23 protein-coding genes are annotated in these 25,462 nt (G+C 66.0%); 13 read left to right on the top strand and 10 right to left on the bottom strand.

Features of this window, described 5'->3' with window-relative positions:
- Positions 1-192 precede the first annotated feature (192 nt).
- Positions 193-738, top strand: coding sequence for a peptidylprolyl isomerase (locus M2332_RS10335; RefSeq protein ID WP_264574944.1), 546 nt, complete (start codon positions 193-195; stop codon positions 736-738).
- Positions 739-866: 128 nt separating this feature from the next.
- Here M2332_RS10335 and M2332_RS10330 read toward each other — a convergent pair whose 3' ends face one another.
- The 3 genes from M2332_RS10330 to sseA form a co-directional block, all read right to left on the bottom strand.
- Positions 867-1,604: a TorF family putative porin gene (locus tag M2332_RS10330; RefSeq protein WP_264571674.1), complete on the bottom strand. Its 738-nt coding sequence runs from the start codon at positions 1,602-1,604 to the stop codon at positions 867-869.
- A 320-nt stretch (positions 1,605-1,924) separates the two neighbouring features.
- Positions 1,925-3,169: a cystathionine beta-lyase gene (metC, locus tag M2332_RS10325; RefSeq protein WP_264573973.1), complete on the bottom strand. Its 1,245-nt coding sequence runs from the start codon at positions 3,167-3,169 to the stop codon at positions 1,925-1,927.
- Complete coding sequence (sseA, locus tag M2332_RS10320; protein WP_264573972.1) at positions 3,166-4,011, bottom strand: 3-mercaptopyruvate sulfurtransferase; 846 nt, start codon at positions 4,009-4,011, stop codon at positions 3,166-3,168. Before sseA ends, metC begins: the two co-directional genes overlap by 4 nt.
- Before the next feature lie 75 nt (positions 4,012-4,086).
- Here sseA and queF point away from each other — a divergent pair, with 75 nt between their 5' ends.
- Entirely contained in the window at positions 4,087-4,533 is a 447-nt protein-coding gene (queF, locus tag M2332_RS10315; protein ID WP_264573971.1) for a preQ(1) synthase, read from the top strand.
- A gap of 20 nt (positions 4,534-4,553) precedes the next feature.
- On the opposite strand, the gene M2332_RS10310 is transcribed toward queF, so the two are convergent.
- The 4 genes from M2332_RS10310 to hflK form a co-directional block, all read right to left on the bottom strand.
- Entirely contained in the window at positions 4,554-6,155 is a 1,602-nt protein-coding gene (locus M2332_RS10310) for a DUF853 domain-containing protein (RefSeq protein WP_264573970.1), read from the bottom strand.
- Positions 6,156-6,271: 116 nt separating this feature from the next.
- Positions 6,272-7,771 carry a DegQ family serine endoprotease gene (locus tag M2332_RS10305; protein WP_264574943.1) on the bottom strand — a complete coding sequence of 500 codons (1,500 nt, stop codon included), beginning with the start codon at positions 7,769-7,771 and terminating at the stop codon, positions 6,272-6,274.
- A gap of 151 nt (positions 7,772-7,922) precedes the next feature.
- The gene (gene hflC / locus M2332_RS10300) at positions 7,923-8,768 is read right to left on the bottom strand and encodes a protease modulator HflC (protein WP_264571680.1); all 846 of its coding nucleotides are present in this window, start codon (positions 8,766-8,768) and stop codon (positions 7,923-7,925) included.
- Complete coding sequence (gene hflK / locus M2332_RS10295; RefSeq protein WP_264573969.1) at positions 8,765-9,889, bottom strand: FtsH protease activity modulator HflK; 1,125 nt, start codon at positions 9,887-9,889, stop codon at positions 8,765-8,767. The genes hflC and hflK overlap by 4 nt, the downstream gene beginning before the upstream one ends.
- Positions 9,890-10,013: 124 nt before the next feature.
- Here hflK and M2332_RS10290 point away from each other — a divergent pair, with 124 nt between their 5' ends.
- Genes M2332_RS10290 through M2332_RS10270 form a run of 5 tightly spaced genes read left to right on the top strand, consistent with a single transcriptional unit; the run spans position 10,014 to position 15,351 of the window.
- Entirely contained in the window at positions 10,014-11,027 is a 1,014-nt protein-coding gene (locus M2332_RS10290) for an Mrp/NBP35 family ATP-binding protein (RefSeq protein WP_319801486.1), read from the top strand.
- Positions 11,028-11,047: 20 nt separating this feature from the next.
- On the top strand, positions 11,048-13,327 hold the full coding sequence (locus M2332_RS10285) for a xanthine dehydrogenase family protein molybdopterin-binding subunit (RefSeq protein ID WP_264574942.1): 2,280 nt from the start codon (positions 11,048-11,050) through the stop codon (positions 13,325-13,327).
- A complete protein-coding gene (hemH, locus tag M2332_RS10280) occupies positions 13,324-14,346 on the top strand; it encodes a ferrochelatase (protein ID WP_264573968.1) in 1,023 nt (340 codons plus the stop codon). The genes M2332_RS10285 and hemH overlap by 4 nt, the downstream gene beginning before the upstream one ends.
- Before the next feature lie 34 nt (positions 14,347-14,380).
- A complete protein-coding gene (gene phbB, locus M2332_RS10275) occupies positions 14,381-15,103 on the top strand; it encodes an acetoacetyl-CoA reductase (protein ID WP_181561125.1) in 723 nt (240 codons plus the stop codon).
- Positions 15,104-15,111: 8 nt separating this feature from the next.
- A complete protein-coding gene (locus M2332_RS10270; protein ID WP_264573967.1) occupies positions 15,112-15,351 on the top strand; it encodes a ribbon-helix-helix domain-containing protein in 240 nt (79 codons plus the stop codon).
- 28 nt (positions 15,352-15,379) lie between these two features.
- Here the strand turns inward: M2332_RS10270 and M2332_RS10265 are convergent, their stop codons facing one another.
- Positions 15,380-16,390 (bottom strand): adenosine kinase, encoded by a 1,011-nt coding sequence (locus M2332_RS10265; RefSeq protein ID WP_264573966.1) that lies wholly within the window; start codon positions 16,388-16,390, stop codon positions 15,380-15,382.
- Positions 16,391-16,519: 129 nt separating this feature from the next.
- On the opposite strand from M2332_RS10265, the gene M2332_RS10260 reads away from it, so the two are divergent.
- The 3 genes from M2332_RS10260 to rnk all read left to right on the top strand — a co-directional run bounded on the left by M2332_RS10260 (position 16,520) and on the right by rnk (position 18,195).
- Positions 16,520-17,185 (top strand): EI24 domain-containing protein, encoded by a 666-nt coding sequence (locus tag M2332_RS10260; protein ID WP_264573965.1) that lies wholly within the window; start codon positions 16,520-16,522, stop codon positions 17,183-17,185.
- A 4-nt stretch (positions 17,186-17,189) separates the two neighbouring features.
- On the top strand, positions 17,190-17,555 hold the full coding sequence (locus tag M2332_RS10255; RefSeq protein WP_264571685.1) for a hypothetical protein: 366 nt from the start codon (positions 17,190-17,192) through the stop codon (positions 17,553-17,555).
- Between the two features lie 241 nt (positions 17,556-17,796).
- Positions 17,797-18,195, top strand: a complete 399-nt coding sequence (gene rnk, locus M2332_RS10250) for a nucleoside diphosphate kinase regulator (RefSeq protein WP_264571686.1) — start codon at positions 17,797-17,799, stop codon at positions 18,193-18,195.
- A 44-nt stretch (positions 18,196-18,239) separates the two neighbouring features.
- Here rnk and M2332_RS10245 read toward each other — a convergent pair whose 3' ends face one another.
- Positions 18,240-19,844 carry a S1C family serine protease gene (locus M2332_RS10245; RefSeq protein WP_264573964.1) on the bottom strand — a complete coding sequence of 535 codons (1,605 nt, stop codon included), beginning with the start codon at positions 19,842-19,844 and terminating at the stop codon, positions 18,240-18,242.
- A 199-nt stretch (positions 19,845-20,043) separates the two neighbouring features.
- Between M2332_RS10245 and ada the strand changes: the two genes are divergently transcribed.
- Together ada and M2332_RS10235 are read left to right on the top strand one after the other, a co-directional pair.
- On the top strand, positions 20,044-21,087 hold the full coding sequence (gene ada / locus M2332_RS10240) for a bifunctional DNA-binding transcriptional regulator/O6-methylguanine-DNA methyltransferase Ada (RefSeq protein ID WP_264573963.1): 1,044 nt from the start codon (positions 20,044-20,046) through the stop codon (positions 21,085-21,087).
- A gap of 704 nt (positions 21,088-21,791) precedes the next feature.
- Complete coding sequence (locus M2332_RS10235) at positions 21,792-22,352, top strand: LPXTG cell wall anchor domain-containing protein (RefSeq protein WP_264573962.1); 561 nt, start codon at positions 21,792-21,794, stop codon at positions 22,350-22,352.
- A 78-nt stretch (positions 22,353-22,430) separates the two neighbouring features.
- On the opposite strand, the gene M2332_RS10230 is transcribed toward M2332_RS10235, so the two are convergent.
- Entirely contained in the window at positions 22,431-24,599 is a 2,169-nt protein-coding gene (locus tag M2332_RS10230; RefSeq protein ID WP_264573961.1) for a primosomal protein N', read from the bottom strand.
- 144 nt (positions 24,600-24,743) lie between these two features.
- Between M2332_RS10230 and fsa the strand changes: the two genes are divergently transcribed.
- Positions 24,744-25,397 carry a fructose-6-phosphate aldolase gene (fsa, locus tag M2332_RS10225; RefSeq protein ID WP_181561134.1) on the top strand — a complete coding sequence of 218 codons (654 nt, stop codon included), beginning with the start codon at positions 24,744-24,746 and terminating at the stop codon, positions 25,395-25,397.
- Positions 25,398-25,462 lie beyond the last annotated feature (65 nt).

Here is a 25,462-nt window from a genome sequence, read left to right as displayed (position 1 = left end):
ATGCCCGTCGCCTTGACCCTCCTGTCTGTAGTGGCGCTGGCCCCGGCCCACGCCCAGCGATCCGAAGCCGAGATTCAGGCGAAGATCGACGCCGAGCTGGAAGCGATCAATCGCGCCGAGGCCGACGCGCGGGCGGCCGAAGCGGCCGCGGCCCAACGCAAGGCTGAGGAGGAGGCTGCCAAGGCGCGGGAGGTGGTCGAGACGCAGGTCTTTGAGACCGTGCCCGTCGTCCTGACGACCAGCGCCGGCACCATCACCCTTGCGATCGAGACAGAGCGTGCACCCGTGACTGCGGCCAATTTCCTCGCCTATGTCGATGGGAAGCGGCTCGATGGCACGTTCTTCTATCGCGCCTTCAAATGGGAGGATGGCACGCCCGGTGGATTCATCCAGGGCGGGACGCAGAACGATCCAAAGCGCATCCTGAAACCCGTGCCGCATGAGCCGACCAGCAAGACCGGGCTGAGCCATATAGAAGGCGTCATTTCCATGGCACAAGGTGCGCCGGGGACGGCGACGGGCGATTTCTTCATCATCGTCGGCGACATGCGTGGCTTCGACGCAACGCAGGATCAGCCGGGTTTTGCCGCTTTCGGCCGGGTGATCGACGGCATGGATGTCATTCGCAGCATCTGGAACGCGCCGCGCAGCGCGACGAAGGGTGAAGGCGTGATGAAGGGGCAGATGCTCGAGCCTGCCATTCGCATCATCACGGCCCGGCGGGCCAAGGCCGACTGACCTGGTTCAGGATCGGTTTGTAAGAGCGCGGCCGCTCCCTCGTCGCCCATAATAAAAAGGGGCCGCGACGGATGTCGCGACCCCTTTGTTCAGCCGTCTCCCCCCGGTGACGGCCGCACTTTATTCGATCAGAACGCTGCGCCGACCGAGAACACGACCGCTGCGTCGCTGCCGCGGATCTGGCCGGGCTCGTCGGTGTCGACATAGCGCACGCCGAAGGTCAGCTGCTTCCAGCTGGCGCTCACGCCAGCCGACCAGTCGAACACTTCGCCGTCAACGCCGCCGAGGAAGCTGTCGCTCGTTGCGTAGCCGATGCTGCCGTCAACGGTGAAGGGCGTGCCGGGGATGGCGAGCGACGGAGCGGCCTTGATGTAGAAGGCATCGTTCTTGCCGAGCGCGTCCTGCTTCCAGGCGTAGTTCGCCGTGACTGCCAGGCCGACCGGGCCGAGCGTGGTCTTGACCGTGACATAGGGCTCGAAGAAGTCGGTCGCGACGTCGGTGACCGTGTCCTTGGGGTACAGATAGTAGAGCAGACCGGCGTCGACCGTCACGCCCGGAGCCAGCTCCGTGGAGTAGCCCGCGAAGAAGTCGAGCTCAGCGGTCGCGCCATTGCCAGCGCCGTCGAGATCCGGGAAGTCGACGTTCGAACCCCAGGTGCCGAAGTAGAAACCGCTGTCGTGCGTGACGGTGATGCCGGCCTGGATGGCAGCATTCTGCTTCGTCTGCGAGAAGCCGCGGAAGCGGTAGTCGGACACAACGGTGGCGGAGCCGGAAACGGTCAGGCCGCTGTCATCGTCCTGCGCGAGAGCAGGGGTGGCAGTGGCAAAAATAGCGAGGGCCGAGAGGCCCAGAATGGACTTACGCATGGGATTCCCCTTAACGAGATAAAAATGCGATCGTCCCTGCCTGCAGCGCCGGGCGATCGCTTCATTTTGGATCCGCATTTTGTTGCGGTTGAGCGGACTTGCCGGCAAGCCGCGATCCTGATGCCTCTGTCTTGTGCGACGCACAAGACAGAAACTGCACATATGTGTTGCGAACTCATGAAGTGTTGCAGCCGCGCCACGCTGGCTATCGACCGAAACCGTAAGGGAAGCAGGCGCATCTGGAGGTTTCGCCAGACTTGCTCAGGCGCGAAGTGCCCCCATGAGCGGTCAGCCAGGGTGCAGTGCAAGCGGCGGGCGACTCAAGGAGCGGCGTGGTCCTCCATCGCAAGCTGCCAACGCTGAAGCCCCTGTTCGAGGTCTGCGATGAGATCGTCAGGCTCTTCCAGCCCGACATTGATCCGCACCAGCAAACCCTTGGTCTCCCACTGTCGCGCCGTGCGCAGGCTGGCGGGATCGACCGGCAGGGCAAGGCTCTCGAACCCGCCCCAGCTATAGCCGATGCCGAACAGCGCCAGCGCGTCGATAAAGGCGGTGCGGGCCGAGTCTTCGTTGCTCGCCAGTTCGAAAGCAAACAAGCCGGCGCTCCCGGCGAAATCGCGACGCCACGCTGCATGACCGGGGCAGGATGCCAAAGCAGGGTGCAGCACGCGCGCAACTTCGGGCCGCGCTTCCAGCCAGCGGGCCAGCGCCAGCGCGCTTTCGCCCTGATGCTTGAGGCGCACGGCCAGCGTCCGCATGCCGCGCAACACCAGCCAGGCATCGTCCGGACTGACGGTCTGGCCGAGCATGTGGCCGCGCTTGTGGATGGCGGGCCACAGCGCAGCATTTGCGGTGACGGACCCCATCATGACGTCACTATGGCCGCAAAGATACTTTGTGCAGGCGAGGATCGACACATCGACCCCCAGGCCGAGGGCCGGCAGCAGCAAGGGTGTCGCCCAGGTGTTGTCGATCAGCGTGATGATCCCGCGCGCCTTTGCCACCGCGACGATGGCGGGCACGTCCTGCACCTCGAAGGTCAGGCTGCCGGGGCTTTCGAGGAAGATTGCCCGGGTTCGCTCGGTGCAAAGCGCAGCGATATCGGCGCCGATCAGCGGATCGTAATAGATCGTCCGCACGCCGAACTCGCGCAGCATTCCATCGCACATCGCGCGGGTCGGGCCATAGACGCTGTCGACCATCAGCAGTTCGTCGCCGGGCTTCAGCACCGCGAGCAAGGCGCCGGCAATGGCGGCGACGCCCGAGGGGTAGAGCATCGTGCCGGCCGCTTCCGGCTCCAACTGGGTGATGGCCTCAGTCAACGACCAGCTCGTGGGCGCGCCACGCCGGCCATAATAGAGGCGGTGCGGATCGGCGGTCGAAGCGCTGCGCAGATGCGCCACGTCCTCATACAATATGGTGGATGCGCGCCAGACGGGTGGGTTGACGATCCCGCCGGGTTGCCCGGGCATCCCGGTCCATTCCGGGCGGCGACCGGCCTGGACCAGTCTTGTGCCGGGGCCAAGAGGTTTGCCGGTCTTTCCGTCGTCGTGGGTGCCGCTCATGCCGGGCCGACCGCCTTGGGCGTCGCAGGATCGGCACCCCATTCGGACCAGCTCCCGTCGTAAATCTGCACATCCTCCTTGCCGAGCAGGGCGGCGCCGAACAGCAGATTGCAGGCGGTGACGCCGCTGCCACAGCTCATGATCAGCGGCTTGTCGAGGTCGACGCCTGCATCGTCAAAGGCTTGCCGCAGCGCGTCGCTCTGCTTCCAGCGTCCCTGTTCGTCCAGCAACAGGTTTGACGGCAGATTGGCCGAACCGGGGATATGGCCTTCCGCCATGCCGGGGCGCGGCTCGGCGGCATCGCCCCGGAACCGGTCGGCGCTGCGGGCATCCACGACTTGCGCGGCGCAACTCTCCAGATTGGCGAGCACATCGGCCTTGCTGACAATGGCGCTGTCATCGCGGGCGGCGGTGAATGCACCGCTGTTGGAGCTGGTTGCCTCGCCTGCTTCGGTCGGGCGGCCTTCGGCGGTCCAGCGCGCCAACCCGCCATCCAAAATAGCGACCTGACGCGCGCCAAAGATGCGCAGCAGCCACCACGCCCGGCCCGCGCTGCTCAGCGGGCTATTGTCGTAGATGACGATGCGGTCGTCCTGCCCGATGCCGAGGGCAGCCATCCGCTCGGCGAACTGGGCGTTGGTCGGCACCATCGCGGGGCGTGGATCGCCCATATCGTTGAGCGTCGAGAGATCGAGGAACACAGCGCCGGGAATATGCTGCGCCAGATATTCCGCCTTCGGGTCGCGCGGGGTGCCCGGCAAGAAGGCCGTGGCATCGAGGACCTTGAGGTCCGGGGCGCCGAGCGCCTTTGCGAGCCAATCGGTGGAAACCAGCATATCCATGGAGACGCATCCTTGAGGTGGGTTGGTTGGCGCAAGGGGTTCGCGCCGGCCGCGAATCATATTAAGGCGCGTGGCATGACACTCAAGCATCTCGGTCAGACAAGCGGCCTTCCGGCAAGCCCGGAGGAGGCCGTTCTCGATTACGTGCCCAATCCCCGCAAGGGCCGGCCCTATCTGGTGCGCTTCACCGCGCCGGAGTTCACATCGCTTTGCCCCGTCACCGGCCAGCCCGATTTCGCGCATCTGGTCATCGATTATGTGCCGGGCAAAACGATCGTGGAATCCAAGTCGCTCAAGCTCTTCCTCGGCAGTTTCCGCAACCATGCCGGTTTCCACGAGGATTGCACGGTCGGCATCGGTGAACGGCTGACGGCCGAAATGCAGCCGCTCTGGCTGCGCATCGGCGGTTATTGGTATCCGCGTGGTGGCATTCCCATTGACGTGTTCTGGCAGTCCGGTCCGCCGCTGGAGGGCGTATGGCTTCCCGCTCAGGATGTCCCCGGCTATCGCGGCCGGGGCTAAGCGGGCGCTAGGGCGAACCGTTATTTGAGCAGTCCGCCCAGCACGCCGCGTACGAGACGCCCGACCAGCCCGCCGCTGCTCTTGCGACTCGATCCGCCGAGAATCGCCTTGCCGATCTCATTGGCGACCTGCCGGCCCACCGATGAGGCAGCCGAGCGCGTCGCGGACTGAATGGCGCGGTCGAGATTGCTTGGCCTGGCAGCTTCCCGCGCCTGAGCGCGCGCTTCTGCTTCGCGCTGCTTGGCTTCCAGACTGGCCTGCTGTGCAGCGGCCTTGTCCGCCTGGGCTTGTGCCTTGGCTGCATCTGCGGCCGCGGCTGCGGCCTGCGTGCGGGCCAGCAGGATCTCCTCGGCTGATTCGCGGTTGATCGCCTCGTCATATTTGCCGTCGCAGGGCGAAATGGACTGGATGATCGCGCGCTCCTTCGCGTCCAGCACGCCCAGCCGCGAGCGGGGTGGCGCGATCAGCGTGCGCTGGACCATCGATGGCGCGCCATCTTCCTGCAGCAGGGAGACGAGTGCCTCGCCCACGCGCAGTTCGATGATCGCGGTTTCGACGTTCAGAGCGGGATTGGCGCGGAACGTCTCGGCGGCGGCCTTGATCGCCTTCTGCTCGCGCGGGGTGAAGGCGCGCAGGGCATGTTGCACTCGGTTGCCGAGTTGCCCCGCCACATCCTCCGGCACGTCGATGGGATTCTGCGTGACGAAATACACGCCCACGCCCTTGGACCGGATCAGGCGCACGACCTGCTCGATCTTGTCGACCAGCGCCTTGGGGGCATCGTCGAACAGCAGATGCGCTTCATCGAAGAAGAAGACGAGCACGGGTTTTGCAGGGTCGCCGACTTCCGGCAGCGTCTCGAAGAGCTCGGACAGCAGCCAGAGCAGGAAGGTCGCATACAGCTTCGGGCTGCGCATCAGCTTGTCGGCGGCGAGGATGTTGATGAACCCGCGGCCCTTCTCATCGGTGCGGATCAGGTCGCTGATCTCCAGCGCGGGCTCGCCGAAGAATTTGTCGCCACCCTGCGATTCGAGCTGCAAAAGCTGGCGCTGGATGGCGCCCATGCTGGCCTTGGTCACATTTCCATAGCGGCTGGTGAGCATGTCGGCATTGTCAGCGCAATAAGCCAGCATCGCCTGCAGATCGCCCAGGTCGAGCAGGAGCAGCCCTTCGTCGTCCGCATAGCGGAAGGCGATGGTCAGCACGCCTTCCTGCGTTTCGTTCAGCCCCATCAGCCGGGCGAGCAGCAACGGCCCCATTTCGGAAATGGTGGCGCGGACCGGATGGCCCTGTTCGCCATAAAGATCCCAGAAGATCGCCGGATTGTCCGAGAAGGCATAGTCAGCCATGCCGATTTCCTGCGCGCGGGCTATCAGCTTGTCGGCGTTCTTTGCCGTCGGCGAGCCAGCCATGGCGATGCCGGACAGGTCGCCCTTCACATCGGCAAGAAAGACCGGAACGCCCTGCGCCGAAAAGCTCTCGGCCAGCCCCTGCAGCGTCACCGTCTTGCCGGTTCCGGTCGCGCCGGCAATCAGGCCGTGCCGGTTGGCGCGACGCAGTACCAGACGCTGCGGTTCGCCGTCGAGACTTTGGCCAATGAAGATGCTCGTGTCGTCGCTCATGCCCGTTCTCCAACCACAGGCCAGAGGTAGCTTGGCAAAGGGAGCAAGAAAAGCGGCACAAACAGAAAAGGGCGCGAGGTCATCGCGCCCTTTCACTCCGTCGGGATGCCCCGCGCTTACATGCCGCGCAGGCGGATCGGCACGAAGGCCGGCGGCGATCCGCGGCGGACCACCTGCAGGAGCACGGCGTTGCGGCCGGCATCCTTGGCAGCCTGCGCGGCCTTGCCCAGTTCCGCCTCGCTGGCGACCGGCTGGCCATTGGCCGTGGTAATGACGAAGCCGCGGCGCAGCCCCTTCTGTCCGGCATCGGTCGCGGGGTCGACAGCCGTCACCACCACGCCGCGCGTATCCGCCGGCACGCCAAGCTGGCGGGCGATGGCGGGCGTCAGCGACTGAACGGCGATGCCTAGCAACTGCTGCGAGGCTTCCTTGGTGGCCTGGGCATCCTGGTCCGAGAAATCGTCCTCGGCCGGCTGGCTGAAGTTGGCCAGTTCCTCTTCCGCCGGACGCTCCTCGATCGTCGCGCGAATGGTCATGCGCTTGCCATTGCGGATCAGCTCGATCGGCACGCTGGAGCCAACCGGCAGATTGGCGACGATGTAGGACAGCGTCTCGTCCGGATTCACCTCGCGATCGTTGACCTTCACGATGACATCGCCAGCCTTGATGCCGGCCTTGTCGGCAGCGCGGCCCGGCTCGACGCCATGCACGAACTCGCCACGGTTGCGGGGCAGGCCGAGCGAATCGGCCATGTCTTCGGAAAGCTGTCCGATCTGGATGCCGAGATAGCCGCGCGTGATGGTCTGGCCCTTGCGCAGCGTCTCGATGATCGGGACAGCCTGCTCGGCCGGGATCGCAAAGCCGATGCCGATATTGCCGCCGGTGGGCGAGAGGATCTGGCTGTTAATGCCGATCACATTGCCGTTCATGTCGAACATCGGGCCGCCGCTATTGCCCTGGTTGATCGAAGCGTCGGTCTGGATGAAGCGCTCGCCGCCGCCGGTGTTGCGGTGGAGCGCCGAGATGATCCCGGCGGTGACCGTGCTGCCGATGCCGAAGGGATTGCCGATGGCGATCACCCAGTCACCCACGCGGGCACGGGTCGAGTCGCCGAACTTCACGAAAGGCAGCGGCTTGGTGGTGGAGATCTTGAGCACGGCAAGGTCCGAGCGCGGATCGGTGCCGATCAGCTTGGCCTCATATTCCGTGCGGTCGGGCAGGGTGACGGTGATCGAGTCGACCCGCGCGCCCCGCGCGCCCGGCGCGATCACATGATTGTTGGTGACCACATAGCCATCTGCCGAGATAATGAAGCCCGAGCCGAGCGACTGCGCCTGGCGTGTCTGGGGCTGGTCGCCCGAGCCGAACAGGGCGCCGAACGGCGTGCCTGCAAATGGGTTTTGCACCTGCACGCGCTGGCGGGTGGAAATATTCACCACGGCCGGCTGCAGGCGCTGCGCCATGTCGGCGAAGCTCATTGGCGCGCCACGCGGCGCGGCTGCGGCCATATTTTCGTTCTGCGCGGTCTGCGCGACGACGGTGGATGAATTGGATGTCAGGGCAATGGCGGTGCCGCCGAGGAGGAGGGCTGCGGTAATAGCATAAGCGTAGCGCACGAAGATGTTCCTCTTCTCTTCATCTTTCGCCGGGTGTTCCGGAACGGAAGGCCCGGAGCCGGGGAGTGACCCACCGGCCATGGAATCGCCCGGATGAACGGGCATTGAATGGTCAGGGCGCGACGTAAAGACGCCGCGCCCTCAATCAGCCTCAGCGCCCCCGGAACTGGCGGAGATAGTCGTTGTCTGTGGACAGGACGGCGCTGGTTTCGCCGGGCGCAGTTTCGGCAAAGGTCGTCCGGTAGGACTGCATGGCGCGATAGAAATCGTAGAACTGCGCGTCCTTGCCGAAGCTGGCGGCGTAGACCTTTGCTGCCGCGGCATCGGCATCGGCGCGGATCAGCTGTGCGCGCCGGGCGCCTTCTGCACGGATGGTCAGCGCCTCCTGCTCGCGTGCCGTGCGCATCCGCTGGAACGCGCTCTGCAGCGGCGTACCGTCGGGCAGGTCGGCGCGCATGATCCGCACGTCGATGATCTCCGCGCCATATTGCCGCGCGACCCGGTTCAGGCTGGCGGTAATGTTGTTCATCACCTCGCTACGCTCAGGGCTGAGCAACAGGTCGAAGCGGCGGCGGCCCAGCTCGTTGCGCAGGGCCGAACCCAGGATCGGGCGCAGCGCGTCCTCAACCCGGGTCTCGCTACCGGCCGAGATGAACATGCGCCGGGGGTCGACGATGCGATAGCGCGCAAAAGCATCCACCTGCAGACGCAGCTGATCGGTGGAGAGCACCTGCTGGCGCTCCATGGCTACCGACTGCACGCGCTTGTCGATCCACACGACTTGATCGACGAACGGCAGCCGGACCTTGAGGCCGGCACCGGTGTTCCCGAACACCTCATTGGGCTTGTAGGCATTGTAGATGCGGACCGGTTCGCCGAAGCGCAGCACGACGGCCTGCTTGGTTTCCGGCACGATCGAGAAGGTGCTGGCCAGCAGGATCAGGCCGACTGTCGCCAGAACGGCCAGCAGGATGGGGTTGCGCAAGGAGAGGTTCATTGTGCGCCTCCCTGCTGCTGGGCTTGCGGCTGTACAGGCGTCTCCACGCTCACATTCGCGCGGGGGCGAAGGGCTGGTAGCGGCAGATAGGGCGTCACACCGGGGGTTTCGACAATGGTCTTGTTCACGCCGGAGAGCACACTTTCCATGGTTTCATAATACATGCGGCGACGCGTCACGTCAGGTGCGAGGCGATATTCCTCATACACCTTGTCGAACGCGGCGGCCTCACCCTGTGAGCGGGCAGAGAGCTGCTGCGCATAGGCGCGGGCCTGATTGAGATAGGTTTCGGCAGCCTGCTGCGCAGCGCTGACTTCCTTGAATGCATCGTTCACGGCGGCTGGCGGATCGGCCTGCTTGATGGCGACGCCCTGAATGCGCACGCCCGCGCCGTAGCTGTCGAGAATCTGCTGCATCCGCTCCTGCACCTGTGCCTCGATGGCGTTACGCCCCGCGCCGAGCGCGTCGGTCAGCGAGACCGTCGCCACCACTGCGCGCATGGCGGATTCGGAAACGGCGGTGATCGTTTCCTCGGGATTGGCGATCTGGAAGAGATATTGCTGCGGGTCGCGGATATTCCAGCGGACAGAATAGCCCAGATTGATGATGTTCTGGTCGCCGGTGAGAACCAGCTTCTCGGATTCATCGCCCGCCGAGCCGAGATCGACCGTGCGGATCTCTTCGACGTCGAGGATGGTCACATTTTCGAGCGGGGCGGGCAGCGACCAGTTGATGCCGGGGCCAAGGGTGCGGCTGTAGCTGCCCAGGATGGAGACGATGCCGCGCTCCTGCGGGCCGATCCTGTGAATGCTGGTGGTGGCAATCCACAGCACGACGATGGCGATGGCGGCATAGAACCAGATCGCGCGCCCGCCGGGGCTGCGTGGCGTGCCGCCACCCTGGCCGCCGAAGCTGTCCCGCGCGCGGCGCATCAACTCATCGATTGCGCTCGGGCCGCGCGAATCCGCGCCACCTCTGTCATCCCGGGGCGGTGGGGTCCACGGGTTGCGCGGACCTTCCTTGCCCTTGCCGGAAGACGGCTCCTCGCCCTGCGTGCCCCAAGGACCACCTTCGCTCATTGGCAAAGTCTGGCCGGGATTTTCCATCAATTCCTTACTCATGCCGTGGTTATAGGGACGGTCTTTGCGGAAATACAGGGCCGTGCTGCGATAATTGCCCCTTGGTGAGCGCGTATTCGGGCGCTCTTCGATTCACAAAACAGTCGGCATGTTCTAGAGCGCCCGCATGACTGACTCTCCGATCGATGATGCGTCCGCCCTTCCTCCCGCTCTCACCGCCCGGATCGAAGGCCTGGCAGCGGGCCGCGCCGGGGGACTTCGCATGCGCGACAATGTCCTCAGCCTGGTGCTGGATGTGAGCGGAATGGACGCAGAGCAGCGTGATTCCCTTGCTGCGCAACTCGTTGCCGCGGGGACCAGCGAATTCGGTCTGGAGGATGTCCGGGTCGCGATGACGGCGGAACGCGCCGCGCGCCCCACGATCATCGCGGTGGGGTCGGGCAAGGGCGGGGTCGGCAAGTCGACGCTCTCGGTCAACCTCGCCGTCGCCCTCAAGGCGCTCGGCAAGCGTGTCGGCATGGTGGATGCGGACATTTATGGCCCCTCTCTGCCCCGCCTGCTGGACAGCGAGGATGCCAAACCCAAGGCGGAAGGCAACCGCCTGTTTCCGGTGCAGAACGCCTATGGCATCCCGATGCTGTCCATGGGGCATCTGGCCAAAAAGGGGCAGGCGATTGCCTGGCGTGGGCCGATGGCCGGCAATGCACTCGGGCAATTGCTGGATGCGGACTGGCAGGGCATCGACCTTCTGGTGGTCGATTTGCCGCCGGGCACAGGCGACGTGCAACTTACCATGATCCAGCGCTACAAGCCGGCCGGGGCGGTGATCATCTCCACGCCGCAGGATCTGGCGTTGATCGACGCGACGCGCGCGGTGAGCTTCTTCGATCAGGCGAAGGTGCCGGTCATCGGCATGGTGGAGAATATGGCGGGCTATGTCTGTCCGCATTGCGGGGAGGTGTCCGATCCGTTCGGGTCCGGCGGAGCAGAAGCGAGCGCCGCGCAAATGGGCTTGCCGTTCCTCGGGCGCGTGCCGCTGGATATCGCCGTCCGCACCGCATCGGATGCCGGCAAACCGCCCGCCGCGGATGAGGGCGTGGCCGGTCAGCCATTCCGCGCCATTGCCGAGCGCGTCGCCCGCTGGCTCGATCGAAACGGGTCGGGCGCCACGGCCGGTTGATGCGGACGCCGCGCAACAGGATGGGCAGCAGCGGCGGCGCAGAGAAGTCCGGCAAGGGGCTGCGTTCATCCATCAACCGCCGAACGCTTCTGATCGGGGCGGCGGCGGGCGGCGGACTGGCTCTGGCCTGGGGGCTCTGGCCCCGCGATTATACGCAGACGGCTGACACGACGGAGAGCGAGACCGCGTTCGGCGCGTTCCTGAAGATCGACCGGAACGGGCAGGTCATCGTCATGGTGCCGCAAGCGGAGCTGGGGCAGGGAGTCTTCACGCTGTTCGCGCAACTCGTTGCGGATGAACTCGGCGCTGACTGGCGCACCGTCGCGGTCCAGCCCGCCCCGCCCGGACCGCTTTACGCCAATCCCACGCTCCTGCGGCAATGGTTCTCCGGACCGGTCACCGAGCAGTTCGGGGATCTCAGCGATCGGGCGATCGAGGAATATGCGCGTCGGTATAATCTGGTCCTGACGGGCGGGGCGACCTCGGTTGCCAATTTCCGCGACGCCTTGCGCGAGGCCGGTGCAACCGCGCGGGTGCTGCTCTGCATGGCGGCGGCCGATCGCTGGGGCGTCGGCTGGGAAAGCTGCGACATTGTCGCGGGGATTGTCAGCGATGGGACGAACAAGGCGCGGATCGGCGCGCTGGCCGAGGAGGCCGCCGCTTTCACGCCGCCCGAGCCGCTGCCCTTCCGGCCAGAAGGGCGCGAGGATGCCTTGATCGGCACCGAAGCGCCCCGGTTGGATGTGCCGGCGAAGATCGACGGATCGGCCAATTACGCGGCCGACATTCGGTTGCCGGACATGATCTATGCCTCGATTCGGCAGGGGCCAGTCAACGCCATCGCGCTCGAATCGATCAACGAGGCGGCGGCGCGCGCGGTGCCCGGCATGATCGACATCGTGCAGGAGGCAGGCTGGGTCGCGGTGACCGGCCGCACCTGGTGGGCGGCGAATCAGGCGCTGAGCCGGCTCGATCCCGTGTTCCGGCTCGATGGGCCGGAGTTGGACGACGCAGCCATTGATACCGCGCTGGAAGCGGCGTTCGAGAGCGGTCAGGGCGGGCGCTATTTCCGCCGGGGTGATCTGGAGCCGGTCTTTGCCGGTGCGCAGGTCGTCAGCGCCGTCTACGATGTGGCGCCGGCGCTGCATCTCGCGCTCGAACCCATGGCGGCGACGGCGCGCGTACGGCCGGAGGGCGTGGAGCTGTGGATGCCCACCCAGGCCCCGACGCTGGCTCGCGATGCCGTGGCCAAGGCGCTGAGTGTGTCAGCCCGCGACGTCACCATTTATCCCCTGTTAGCGGGCGGCTCTTTCGGGCTCAAGATGGAGGTCGATGCCGGAGTCCAGGCAGCGCTCATCGCCCGTGCCGCCAATGCGCCGGTGCAACTCATGTGGTCCCGCGCGGAGGACATCATCCGCGATTATCCGCGGCCGCCGGCCCGCGCGCGGATGGTTGCCAAGCTGGGGCCGACCGGTCTGATCGAGGGCTGGTCCGCGAAGGTTGCGGCACCCGCCACGCTGGCCCAGCAGTGGCGACGGATCGCGCATGGCCGCACTCGGGAGGAGGCGCGGGCCGACACGGCAGGCAAGGCCGATGCACTGGCTGTCTCCGGTATGGACCTGCCCTATGCGATTCCCAATTTCGCCGTGGATCATTTCCCCTCCGACCTCGCGCTGGCGACGGGCCGCTGGCGAGGCAATGCGGACAGCTATGGCTGCTTCTTTTCCGAGAGCTTCATCGACGAGCTGGCGGTGGTCTCGCAGGTCGAGCCGCTTTCCTTCCGGATGCAGTTGCTCGGCAACAATCCCCGTCTGGCGCAATGCCTCACCGCCGTCACCGCGCTTGGCGATTGGCAGGGCGGCGTGCCGGGCAGCGGCCAGGGCATCGCCTGCCACAGCATGGCTGGCGGCCACATCGCGGTGCTGGTGGAGGCCGGCTTGTCGCAGGGACGGGTCGCGGTGAAGAAAATCTGCGCGGTCGCCGATTGCGGGAAGCTGATCAATCCGGGGATCGCCCGTCAGCAGATCGAAGGGGGGCTGATCTTCGGCCTCGCCATGGCGCTCGGTGGCGCGCCGGCCTATGCCGGATCGTTGCCAGCCGGTCTGCAGCTTGGCGATTATGCCCTGCCGCGCATGGCGGATGTGGGGGAGGTGAGCGTGGAATTCATCGACAGCAGCGCGGCCCAGTCCGGCCTTGGGGAAATCGGCGTGCCGGCGGTTGCGCCAGCGCTCGCCAGTGCGTTGGCGACGGTCACGGGGCGACGTTACCGTCGCTTGCCGGTCATGGGAGAGGATGGATGAACGAATCGCAGGTGACGGGCAGCGCTATCGGCGCTCAAGGGGGCCGGGTGGCCGTGCTGGTCGTCAATCTCGGTACCCCTGATGCGCCGACGCCGGCAGCGGTGAAGCGCTATCTGCGCGAGTTCCTGTCCGATCCCCGCGTCGTCGAGATTCCGCAGGCAGTCTGGCAGCCGATCTTGCGCGGTGTCGTGCTCAATGTGCGCCCGCGCAAGTCGGCGCATGCCTATCAGCAGGTGTGGACGGACGACGGCTCTCCGCTGGCGATGCACACGCGGGATACGGCGCGGGGCTTGCGGGTCATCTGGGGGGATGCGATCACGGTCGACTGGGCGATGCGCTATGGCGCGCCATCCATTGCCGACCGGCTGACCGCGCTGAAAGAGAGCGGCCATGAGCGCATTCTCATCGCGCCGCTCTATCCCCAATATTGCGGCGCCACTACCGCGAGCGTGATGGATGCGGTCGGCCAGGCGCTGAAAGCGATGCGATGGCAGCCCGCCATCCGCACCCTGCCGCCCTATTTCGACGATCCCGCCTATATCGAAGCATTGCGCGCCCGCACGCAAAGCCAGTTGGCGGCCCTGCCATTCGCGCCGGATCGCCTGCTGGTGAGCTTCCACGGCATGCCCAAGCGCACCCGCGAACTGGGCGATCCTTATTATGTGCAGTGCTTGGAGACGGCCCGTCGGCTCGGCGAGGCGCTCGGGCGTGAGATCATCGTCACCTTCCAGTCCCGCTTCGGGCCCGCCAAATGGCTGGAGCCGGCGACGGACACCGTGCTTGAGGGGCTGCCCGGCCAGGGCGTGCGCTCCGTGGCGGTGATGACGCCGGGCTTCTCGGCGGACTGTCTGGAGACGCTCGAGGAAATCGCCCTGCGCGGCAAGGAGAGCTTCGTCGCCGCGGGGGGCGAGCATTTCGCCTTTTTGCCCTGTCTTAACGCTCAGGCGGACGCTATTGCCATGTATCGGCAGCTTCTCGGGCGAGAACTTGCCGGCTGGGTGGAGCCGTCCAGCATTTGACCGAACCCTTGATGACGCGCAGGAGAGGCATTGAATGAGCAGAGTAGCGATCGTGACCGGCGGAACCCGCGGCATCGGCGAAGCAATCAGTCTGGCACTGCGCGAGAAGGGGTTTGAGGTCGCTGCCAACTATGCGGGCAATAGCGAGCGCGCCAAGGCCTTCACGGACAAGACCGGCATTCGGTCCTACGCGTGGGACGTGGGTGATCATCAGGCCTGCCTCGATGGCTGCGCCCAGGTCGCGTCCGACCTTGGTCCGATCGACGTTGTCGTGAACAACGCCGGCATCACGCGAGACGGCGTGCTCATGAAGATGAGCTTCGAGGACTGGAATGAGGTGATGCGCATCAACCTCGGCGGCTGCTTCAACATGGCCAAGGCCACCTTCCCCGGCATGCGCGAGCGGGGCTGGGGCCGCATCGTCAACATCGGCTCGATCAATGGGCAAGCCGGCCAATATGGCCAGGTGAACTATGCCGCCGCCAAGTCAGGCATCCACGGCTTCACCAAGGCGCTGGCTCAGGAAGGCGCCAAATATGGCGTCACCGTCAACGCGATCGCGCCGGGCTATATCGATACCGACATGGTCGCGGCCGTGCCGGCCGCAGTGCTGGAGAAGATCGTGGCGCGCATTCCCGTCGGGCGTCTGGGCCATGCGGAAGAAATCGCGCGCGGCGTGGCCTTCCTGTGCAGCGAGGATGCCGGGTTCGTGACCGGATCGACCCTGTCGATCAACGGCGGCCAGCACATGTATTGAGCCGGGCGGTGGAAGAGACGCCACCGCTTTATGCCGGCCCGGTCAAGCGCAGCATGACCATTGCCGGCCACACGACCTCGATCAGCCTGGAGCCTGTCTTCTGGCGGGCGCTGGAAGACAGCGCCCGCGCGGCAGACCTGCCGCTGAGCGCGCTCGTCGCCCGCATCGATGCCGAGCGGATTCTACAGAGCGAGCCGCCCAACCTCGCCAGCGCGATCCGGTGCTGGTTGCTGGTGCGGGCAGGATAGGCGCCGGTGTTCCAGCGCCTGCCAAGCCTCAGGCGAGCAGCGTGCCGGCCAGATCCTTGAGATCGGCCTCGGGCCGCGCGCCATAATGTGAGATGACCTCTGCAGCGGCGATGGCGCCGAGCGTGAGGCAGGTCGTCGGGTCCTGCCCACGCACATGGCCGGTCAGGAAGCCGGCGGCGAAGAGATCGCCCGCGCCGGTCGTGTCGATCACCCGCTCGACGGGCGCGGCTGCCACTTCATAGCGGGTGCCGTTCTGGATGGCGATGGCGCCCTTCTCGCTGCGAGTGACGATCAGCGTCGGCAGCTTGTCCGCAAAGCGCGCAATGGCCTCTTCGCAGTCCTGCGTTTGCGCCAGCGAGCAGATCTCGGTTTCGTTGGAGAAGAGGATGTCGATCATCCCGCCGTCGATCAGGCTGATGAAATCCTCGCGATGCCGCTCGATGACGAAGGCGTCGGACAGCGTGAAGGCCACCTCGCGGCCCGCCTCGCGCGCGGCGGCGATGGCATCGCGCATGGCGGCGCGGGGCTGCTCGGGGTCCCACAGATAGCCCTCAAGATAGAGGATGCGGGCCGAGCGGATCATGTCGAGATCGAGCGCGGCCGCGGGCAGGAACTGGGATGCGCCGAGGAAGGTGTTCATCGTGCGCTGAGCGTCGGGCGTCACCATGATGAGGCAGCGCGCGGTCGGCGGACCATCGCTCGCCACGTCTGTGTCATAGCGGATGCCCAGCGCGCGAATGTCGTGCGCGAAGATGCGGCCGAGCTGATCGTCGGCGACCTGGCCGATGAACCCGCATTTGCTGCCCAATGCGGCCATGCCGGCCAGCGTATTGGCTGCCGACCCGCCGGAAATCTCAAGGCCGCTCGCCATATCGGCATAGAGCGCCTCGGCCTGCTCGGCATCGATCAGCTGCATCCCGCCCTTGGTGAGCGCCCGGCTGGCGATGAAGGCATCGTTTTCCTGGGAAATCACATCGACAATGGCATTGCCGATGGCGACGACATCAAGAACAGCTTCGGACAAGAGGCATTCCTTCATGAAGGATGAGGCAGGGCGGGAGAAAGCCCGTCCTTATCCGCCTGATCTCGCCCCGGCAAGCAGCGTGGGGCAGGGCATGAGGAACGCCGGCCGCTTGACCGCCGCGCGTGCTCGGGCAAAACCTGTCCCATGGTGTTTCCCGCCTTGCTGCGCGCCCTCCCGCAAATCCTGTTGCCCGGCATTCGCGCGGTGCTCTGGCAGAGTCTCGCCATCACCGTGGCGATCTTTGCACTTATCGGCGCGGGCGTCTGGTTTGGATTGCGCCTGCTGCTGACCCGGACCGGCTGGCTGGATGCAGACGGTTTCGCCGGCGCAGCGCTCGCCGTCGCAATCGCGCTGGTCATCGGCTGGCTGCTGTTTCGCGCCGTGGCCATCGCCATCGTTGGACTCTATGCGGATCGCATCGTGGCGGTGGTCGAGCAGACGGACTATCCCACACGCCATGCGCAGGCGGCGGCCGTGCCTTTCGCCACTGGAATGCGGATCGCCTTGCGCTCGGCCGGCCGCGCGGTCGGCTGGAATCTGGCGGTGCTGCCGCTCTATGTAGCGCTGCTGGTCACAGGCGTCGGCGCGCCGATCCTGTTTCTCATCCTCAATGCCTATTTGCTCGGCCGCGATCTTGCCGAGCTGATCGAGGGCAGGCATCCGGGCCTCCCGGCATTCACGGCTGGCCAGCGCTGGCAGCTGGGCCTCGTTTCGGCGCTTCTATTCCTGCCACCCGTCGTGAACCTGTTGGCGCCGATCTGGAGCGTGGCTATGGCCGCGCACATGTTCCACGCGCGGCGGAAGACCTGAACAGATGCTCTTGCGCTTTGGCTTTCCCCTGCTTGCCCTGCTCCTCTCCGGCTGCGGCGCGTCGCTGGTCCCGCAGACTGGCGGCCAGGCGCCCGCGGTCGGCTATGCCCCTGCTAAGCGGCCCCAGCCGGGCGGCATCGTCGGGGCGGATGCGCGAGGCCTGCAACGGCTCTTCGGGGAGCCTCGGCTGGACATTCGCGATCCTGCAGTGCGCAAGCTGCAGTTCGCCAACGGCCAGTGCGTGCTGGATGCCTATCTTTATCCCCCGGCTGCGAATCGGGAGCCGGTCGTAACGCATGTCGATGCACGCAACAGCGCGGGCGATGACATGGACGCCGCTGCCTGCGCGGGCCTGCTCCGCAGGCGCTAGGATGGCGCGCCCGGGCGCATCGATTGACTTCCCGATCAGGCAATGACAGCTTGCAGGCATGACTGAGCATGTTGGCCAGCCTTGTTGCCTGTCGGGCAACCGATCTTATCGAGGTCAGATCCTCACGGGACGATAGCCCCGGGAGTCGGTGCGTCTCGCCCCGACTGTCGGGGTGAATTCGCGCATCTTGCCCAGCGTCCCCCCTAGGTGGCGCTGGCCCTCCATCTTGAAAGATCCATCCATGACCAGCACACAGGCGGGCCGCAGGCCGGCCATCCATATGATCGACACCGAAGCCGATCGCCTGACCGAACTGGCGCTCGGCGCCGAAGACCGGTTTCCCGAGGTCAGCGCCTTGTTGCTCGACGAAGTCGGGCGCGCGACAGTGAAGACCGCCAGCCAGATCGGCCCCGATGTTGTGAGGATGCAATCCACGGTGGCGTTCATCGACGAAGAAAGCGGCGCCGAACGGTCTGTCCAACTCGTCTATCCCGGCGAGGCGGACATCAATGCCGGGCGCGTCTCCATCCTCACCCTGATCGGCGCGGCGCTGATCGGCCTGCGCGAGGGTCAGTCGATCAACTGGCCGGATCGCAGCGGCAAGCGGCGGCGGCTGCGCATCCAGTCCGTCAGCCACTGAAGCGCCATGTGGGCAGGCCGGGCGTCGGGACAGGGCGTCGGGACTTAGGGCGCTGTGCCTGGTCCCGCCGTCTCCGGCACCTGCCGCTCGCAGTGATAGACGAGGCGCTCGTTCGGGCTGGATGGCAGCCGCGCCTCGATCTCGCCCTGAATCTGCATCAGCTTGGCGAGCCGCTCGGGGTCGCTCGAGCAGCTGGACCAGCCGATCTTGTCCCGCAGCGCGCGCATCTCGGCGGCGCTCTGTGCGCTCACGAGATAGTTATCGGTGCGATATCGGCCAATACCGGGGTCGAAGCGCCGCACCGAAACAGCGGCCTCGTCAGCCGGCACGAGGGCGCGGGACCAGCCGGTCGCTCCGTTCTGGAACTGGGTGCGCCCGTCAAGGCACCCCTGCTGCGTCCAAGTAAAGCTCAGGTCCGCCGTTTCCGAGACGGTGACTCGGCTCAGCCCCGGTTCGAGCCGGCATAGCCAGCGACCGCTTTCGGCCGACGCAGCGCCGTCCGTCTCGTTGCCGACCGCATTGCCGGCATCCGGCAGCGGCTCGGTCGGTGCGCCGGCGCTGTCGAAACTCGGTCGGAGCGCGAAGGTCAGCACTGCAGCCAGCAGCAGCACGCCTGCCGCCCCGCCAAAGCGCCGGGCGTGGCGGATGTTGCCGCGCGACTGGCCCAACACTGCCGCGCCACCAGTAAGAGCCGCAGCGGCGAGAAGCAGCGCGGCGATGGCAATCATGTTCTCCCGCCGGGCGATGACCTGCTGCTGGGCCTGCTCGCGCGCGGCGATGGCGCGCTCGCGGTCCTTCAGGGCGGCTTCGTTCTGCCGTCGCGCCGCCTCAGCCCGAGCGCGCTCGTCGGCGGCCTGTTGGGCCGCGTCGATTTCCGCCATGGATCGGCAGGTTTCGCTCGATCGGCGTACCTGAACATTGGCCTGCCGCAGAAAGCTCGCAATCTCGCGCGTCGATACCGCAAAACCATATTCAGCATCGCTGCCGTCCGAGAGCGAGCCAAAGCTGTTGATGCCGATGACGCGGCCGCAATCGTCCACTAGCGGCCCGCCACTGTTTCCCGCCGCCAGTGGGGCGGTGTGCAGCACGGTGTCGAACTGGCGGGAGGCGCGCCCTGCCGAGACATTGCCAGAGGTGCGCACGGCGCTCATGGGGCGGATGATATCCTCGATGCTCATGCCCTGCGCGCGATCGACCGAGCCGGGATAGCCAATGGCGGTCACCCGCGTGCCGTCTTCCACCGGGCCGGCCAGAAAGGTCGCGATGGGGATCGATGGGGCATCGTCGACCGCCAGCAAGGCCAGATCATTGCCCGGCGAATAGGCCAGGATGCGGCCGCCATAGCTGTTCGTGCCCTCGGACGGGATGATGCCGATGACGATGTTGGATTCACTGCGGGCGAGTTCGACGACATGGGCATTGGTGAGCACGCGGCCCGGCGCGATCATGACGCCGCTGCCATGGCCGACGAAATAGGCATTCTGGCCGTCCGTTGCCACCAGCGCCACCCGCACGACGCTGCGCGAGGCGGCGGCGATGTCCTGCACATCTGCCAGCGCCGGCGTCAGGGCAAGAGGCAGCAGCAGCGCAAGGGCGAGGTGGAGGACCGCTTTGAAGGAACCGAACAGTCCGGTGCGAGGCTTGATCATGGGGAACCTTTAACGCGCCCTTCGAGCTCTCGACAGAGGTTTTCACGGTCCACGCGCTTTGAAAGCAATTTACGGGAAGCTTGCCCGCATTGCCGGTGCGACAAGGACCCGCCGCTGACCCCGCGCCTTGCGTAAGCATGACCGGCCCGCTTACATCGGATAGCCCCCGCTCGATTGCGGAAGAGACAGGAAAATTGCTATGCCCGCCATCGCGCCGGCCATTGATGAAGAGACGGCATGGGCGGCCTTCGCGGCGCGCGACCGCCGCATGGACGGGCATTTCGTCGTCGCGGTCAAGACGACCGGCATCTATTGTCGACCGAGCTGTCCTGCGCGCCGCCCCCGGCCGGAGCATGTCACGATCCTGCCCGATGGCGGCGCGGCACGAGCGGAGGGTTATCGGCCCTGCCTGCGCTGCCGGCCGGACGATGTCGCGCCGGATCGCGCTGCCGTCACGCAAGCGCTGGCGTTGCTGGAAGCTGGTGAGGTCATGCCGCCGCTGGCCGAGCTGGCACGCGCCGTCGGCTACACGCCCCACCATTTCCAGCGCCTGTTCAAGCGGGCCGTGGGGGTCTCGCCCGCGGCCTACTGGCGCGGCCTGCGAGCGGACCGGCTGACGCGCGCGCTCCACCAGACCGAAAGGATCACAGATGCGATCTACGATGCCGGCTATGAAGCACCCAGCCGCGCTTATGCCGACGCGCGGACGCGACTTGGCATGACACCATCCGCCTGGCGCAACGGCGGCGCGGACGTGACGATTCGCTTCACGGTCACGGCGACCTCTCTGGGCGACATGCTCGTCGCGGCGACCGACAAGGGCCTGTGCCGGATCAGCTTTGATGAGGAGGAAAGCGACCTGCGGCGGCATTTCCCGCGCGCGACGATCGTTGCCGGGGGTGCCGATTTTGCGGCATTGGTAGCGCAGGTCGTGGCGCTGGTCGACGATCCGACACGCGCGGTCGATCTGCCGGTCGATGTCGCCGGCACAGCATTCCAGCAGGCGGTATGGGCGGCCTTGCGGGCGATCCCCATCGGTGAAACGCGCACCTACACGCAGATCGCAGCAGCGGTCGGCAAGCCGGCTGCCGTCCGCGCGGCGGGGTCGGCCTGTGGCGATAACAAGCTGGCGGTGCTCATTCCCTGCCACCGGGTTCTTCGCAGCGATGGCGGATTGGGCGGTTATGCCTATGGGACGGATCGCAAGACGGTCCTGCTGGAGAAGGAAAAACGGCTGAAGTAGGACTTTTCTGGGGGAACATGAGGATAGAGTCGGCCCCAATAGATCAGTGGCGAAAAAACAACGAAAACTCATTGCCTTACGCGCCGGCTGCCAAGTAAATTTTCAGTTCAACTTGTCGCCATTGCCTAACAACTGGCCGGATTCAGCCAGGGGACGCGAAACCAGCAGACATGTTCAGCGGTTTTTCCCATACTATGACACGCAACCATGAAACCCCTCGTACAGCGCTGACCGCGATTGCCGCCGTCTTGGCGCTTGGCTCCACCTCGGCTCTGGCGCAGGAGGCCGGAACCGCTCCACCCGCGGTCGATCCCGCAGGTAGTGAAATCGTGATTCCGGATGCGCAGCCTGCGCCTACGGCGGTCCCGCTCCCGACAACCGCGCCGCCCCTGACGACCGTGGCTCCGATCGTCACGCAGAGCCCGGCAGCGCCTTCATCGAGCGCCTTAACCGCTGCGCCCATTGTTGCCCCGGAGGCCACAACCGCCCGTACTGCTGAAAGCCCTCCCCAGGCGCGTCAGGTCGTTCCGGCGTCCGCGGAGACCGCCTCAGCACCTGCCGAGCGCACATCGAGTGCCCGCGCGGAATCGACGCGTCCGACTGCAGCGCGTGAACCGGCTCCGCAGCCGGTCGCCAGCGATACTGTCGCGCCGGCCGAAGCCCAACCCCAGGCGGTTGAGGCAGCCTCTGCGACTGAGGCGCCGATGGTCAATGAGACACCGCAACCCGCGCCGCTTGAAACCACCGGTGAGGCTGCTTCCAGCGATAACACCGCGATCATCATCGGCGGTGCTGGTGCGCTCGTCCTGCTTGGAGCCGGCTTCATGGCCTTCCGTCGCCGCAAGACCTATGATCGGGAGATCGAAGCAGATGCGATGGAGCGGGAGGTGATCCGTGAACCCGTCGTCACGCCGAAGCAGGATACGGTCGTGAATCCAGCCTCTGCACCTGCCGTAGCGCCCCGTGCACCGGTTGATTCTTCTGCTCCGATCATGCAGCGCTCCACTGTGGTCCGCGAGGGCGATCTGGAACAACAGGTGGCGGCGGCGCCGTCGCGGGAAAACCCGTTTCTTACCCGCAAGAACCGTCTGCGTCGCGCCAACTTCCTGATGCGCCAAGGCGCTCTGCCTGAGGCTGCGCCGGCGACGATGGACCGCCAGACCGCGGCAGCGCCCGCAACCCAGCCGCAAGCCCCTGCGCGTCAGACGATTTATAGCTTCGGCGGGACGACCGTCCGCCCGACCCTAAAGCCGCGCACGACCTGATCTCCATCGGTCCGTAGATTAAGATGCAGCCGCTCTTCGTAACGAGGAGCGGCTGTTTCACTACAGCGCCGTTCGCAATCAGACGAAGCTGTAGGGATCGATATCCACACTCACCCGCGTCGTGGACTTCCAATCGATCTGGCCCAGCCATTTGCGGACGATGGCCTGCAAATCCACCCCGCGCCGCGCGTGGACGAGCAATCGGAACCGGTGTCGACCGCGCAGCACGGCCAGCGGCGCTTCGGCTGGCCCATAAACGTCCAGACCATCCTGATGCGGCGCAATCTTACCGATTCGCTGGGCCGTCTCGCGGGCCAGCGCGCCGTCGGCATCGCTGACGATGATTGCCGCGAAGCGCCCGAACGGCGGCGCGTTGGCTATTCGCCGGCTTTCCGTCTCCATCGCGTAGAAGCGCGCGCCATCGCCGTCGAGCAGGGCGCGGATCACCGGTGTCTCCGAGGCGCGGGTCTGGATGAAGACCCGTCCAGGCTTCTCGCCACGCCCCGCGCGCCCCGAGACCTGCATGATCTGCTGATAGGTGCGCTCGGCGGCACGCAGGTCGCCCCCATCCAGCCCAAGATCGGCATCGACCACGCCGACGAGCGTCAGTTCGGGGAAGTGATAGCCCTTGGTGACCAGTTGCGTGCCGATGATGATATCCACGGCCCCGCCCGCCACGTCCCGCACAAAGGCAGCCGCCCGAGCCGGAGACCATAAGGTGTCGGAGGTGACGATGGCGGTGCGTGCCTGCGGGAAGAGCAGCTTCACCTCGTCCGCGATACGCTCGACGCCGGGGCCGCAGGCGACCAGTGCATCGCTTTCATGGCATTCCGGGCAGGCGTCGGGCGTGGGGATGCTGTGGCCGCAATGATGGCAGGCGAGGCGCCGGGTCAGGCGATGCTCGACCATCCAGGCGGTGCAGTGCGGGCACTGGAAGCGATGGCCGCAATGGCGGCACAGGGTGAGCGGCGCATAGCCGCGCCGGTTGAGGAACAGCAAAGATTGTTCGCCGCGCTCCAGCGTCTCCGCCATGGCCTTGACCAGCGGCGGCGCGAGCCATCGTCCCCGGTCGGGCGGGTCGCGCGTCAGATCGAGGCCGATGATCTCCGGCAGTTCGGCGCCGCCGAACCGGCTGGGCAGGGCAATCTCTTCATAGCGCCCCAGAGCGACCTGATGGCGCGTCTCGATGGCCGGCGTCGCCGAAGCGAGGATGATCGGGCAGCTCTCGAACATGCCGCGCATCACCGCAACGTCCCGCGCATGGTAGCGCACGCCTTCTTCCTGCTTGAAGCTGGTCTCATGAGCCTCGTCCACGATGATGAGGCCGAGCTTGGGGTAAGGCAGGAACAGCGCCGAGCGCGCGCCCACCACCACCTGCGCCTCGCCGCGTGAGATCGCCCGCCAGGCGCGACGCCGGTCGGATTGCTTGAGGCCGGAATGCCAGGGCACCGGCTCACAGCCAAAGCGGGCGGTGAACCGGTCGAGAAACGGCTCAGTCAGCGCGATCTCGGGGAGCAGCACCAGCGCCTGCTTGCCCTGCCGCAGAGTCTCGGCCAGCGCCTCGAAATACACCTCCGTCTTGCCCGATCCGGTGACGCCATCAAGCAGGACGGTCTGGAAGGCATGGGCGCGAACATGCTCTGTCAGCCTGTCGGCCGCGGCCTGCTGGTCGGCGCTGAGCGTGACGGTCACGAAGTCGGGGTCCGGATCGGGATAGGGCTGATCGGTGGAGACTTCGACAGCCTCCAGCGCGCCCTGCTTTACCAGCCCGCGAATCACCGCGTCGCTGACTTCGCCAATGGCGGCAAGTTCACGCACCAGCCCCTGACGCTCGCCGATGCGTTCCAGCGCTTGCGCGCGCTGGGGCGTCAGCCGATCCGGCACGGCGCCGGTTGGACGATATTCCACCACTGTCTTCTCGCCATCCAGCGCGGACATGGAGGCGAGCGCCATGCGCAGCACGGCAGCGGGCGGGGCGAGATAATAATCCGCCGTCCACTCGATGAGGCGGCGCAGCGAAGCGGGCAAAGGCGGCGCATCCAGCACGCCGGTAATGGGGCGCAGACGATTGTCGCCGACCGGCGCGACGTCCGGAAAGCGGTCCGCTTCCCACACCACGCCGATCATGGGGCGCGGACCCAGCGGGGCGACGACGATCTGCCCGGGCTCCACGCTCATGCCATGCGGCACCCGGTAATCGAGCGGGCCTAGCGCGGCGTTGAGCAGAATGATCCGGGCGCGGGTCATGCTCCGGCCTTAGAGACTGTCTGGCTCGGAGGAAATGGCATCGTCGGCCTCGCTTGCGCCTCCGCACGGCAGGCGGGCCTTACATCCGGGGGCGTGCGGCGCTATAGGCGGCGCCAATCTCTCCACAACCGGGAACCTCTGGCCATGAAATTCTTCGTCGATACCGCCGACACTGCCGACATTCGCGAGCTTGCCGCCACCGGCCTGCTGGACGGCGTGACGACCAATCCCAGCCTCATCCACAAATCGGGCCGCAAGTTCCTCGAAGTGGTGGAAGAAATCTGCGGGCTGGTCGATGGCCCCGTCTCAGCAGAAGTCGTGGCGCTCGATCATGAGACGATGATGAAGGAAGCCGCTGTGCTCCGGAAGATCGCCGAGAATGTCTGCATCAAGGTGCCGCTCACCATCGATGGCCTCAAGACCTGCAAGGCGCTCACGCAGGATGGCTGCCAGGTCAATGTGACCCTGTGCTTCTCGGCCAATCAGGCCCTGCTCGCCGCCAAGGCAGGCGCGACGTTCATCTCGCCCTTCGTCGGACGGCACGATGACAATGGCTTCGATGGCATGCGGCTGATCGAGGACATCCGGCTGATCTACGACAATTACGCCTTCGAGACCGAGATTCTCGCGGCTTCGCTTCGTCACCCCATCCATGTGCTCGAATGCGCGAAGATCGGTGCGGACGTGATTACGGCGCCGCCAGCGGTCATCAAGTCGCTGGTCAACCATGTGCTGACCGACAAGGGCCTCGCCGCTTTCGCTTCGGACTGGGAGAAGACGGGTCAGTCGATCCTCTAGGACCTGCCGCATTTCAATAAGAAGGGCCGCTGTCTCCCGGGAGGCAGCGGCCCTTTTCTTTGGCT

This window comes from Sphingobium sp. B11D3A, assembly GCF_025961695.1.
In the GTDB taxonomy this organism is placed as follows: Bacteria; Pseudomonadota; Alphaproteobacteria; order Sphingomonadales; family Sphingomonadaceae; genus Sphingobium.
This window is presented reverse-complemented; position numbering and strand designations above follow the sequence as displayed.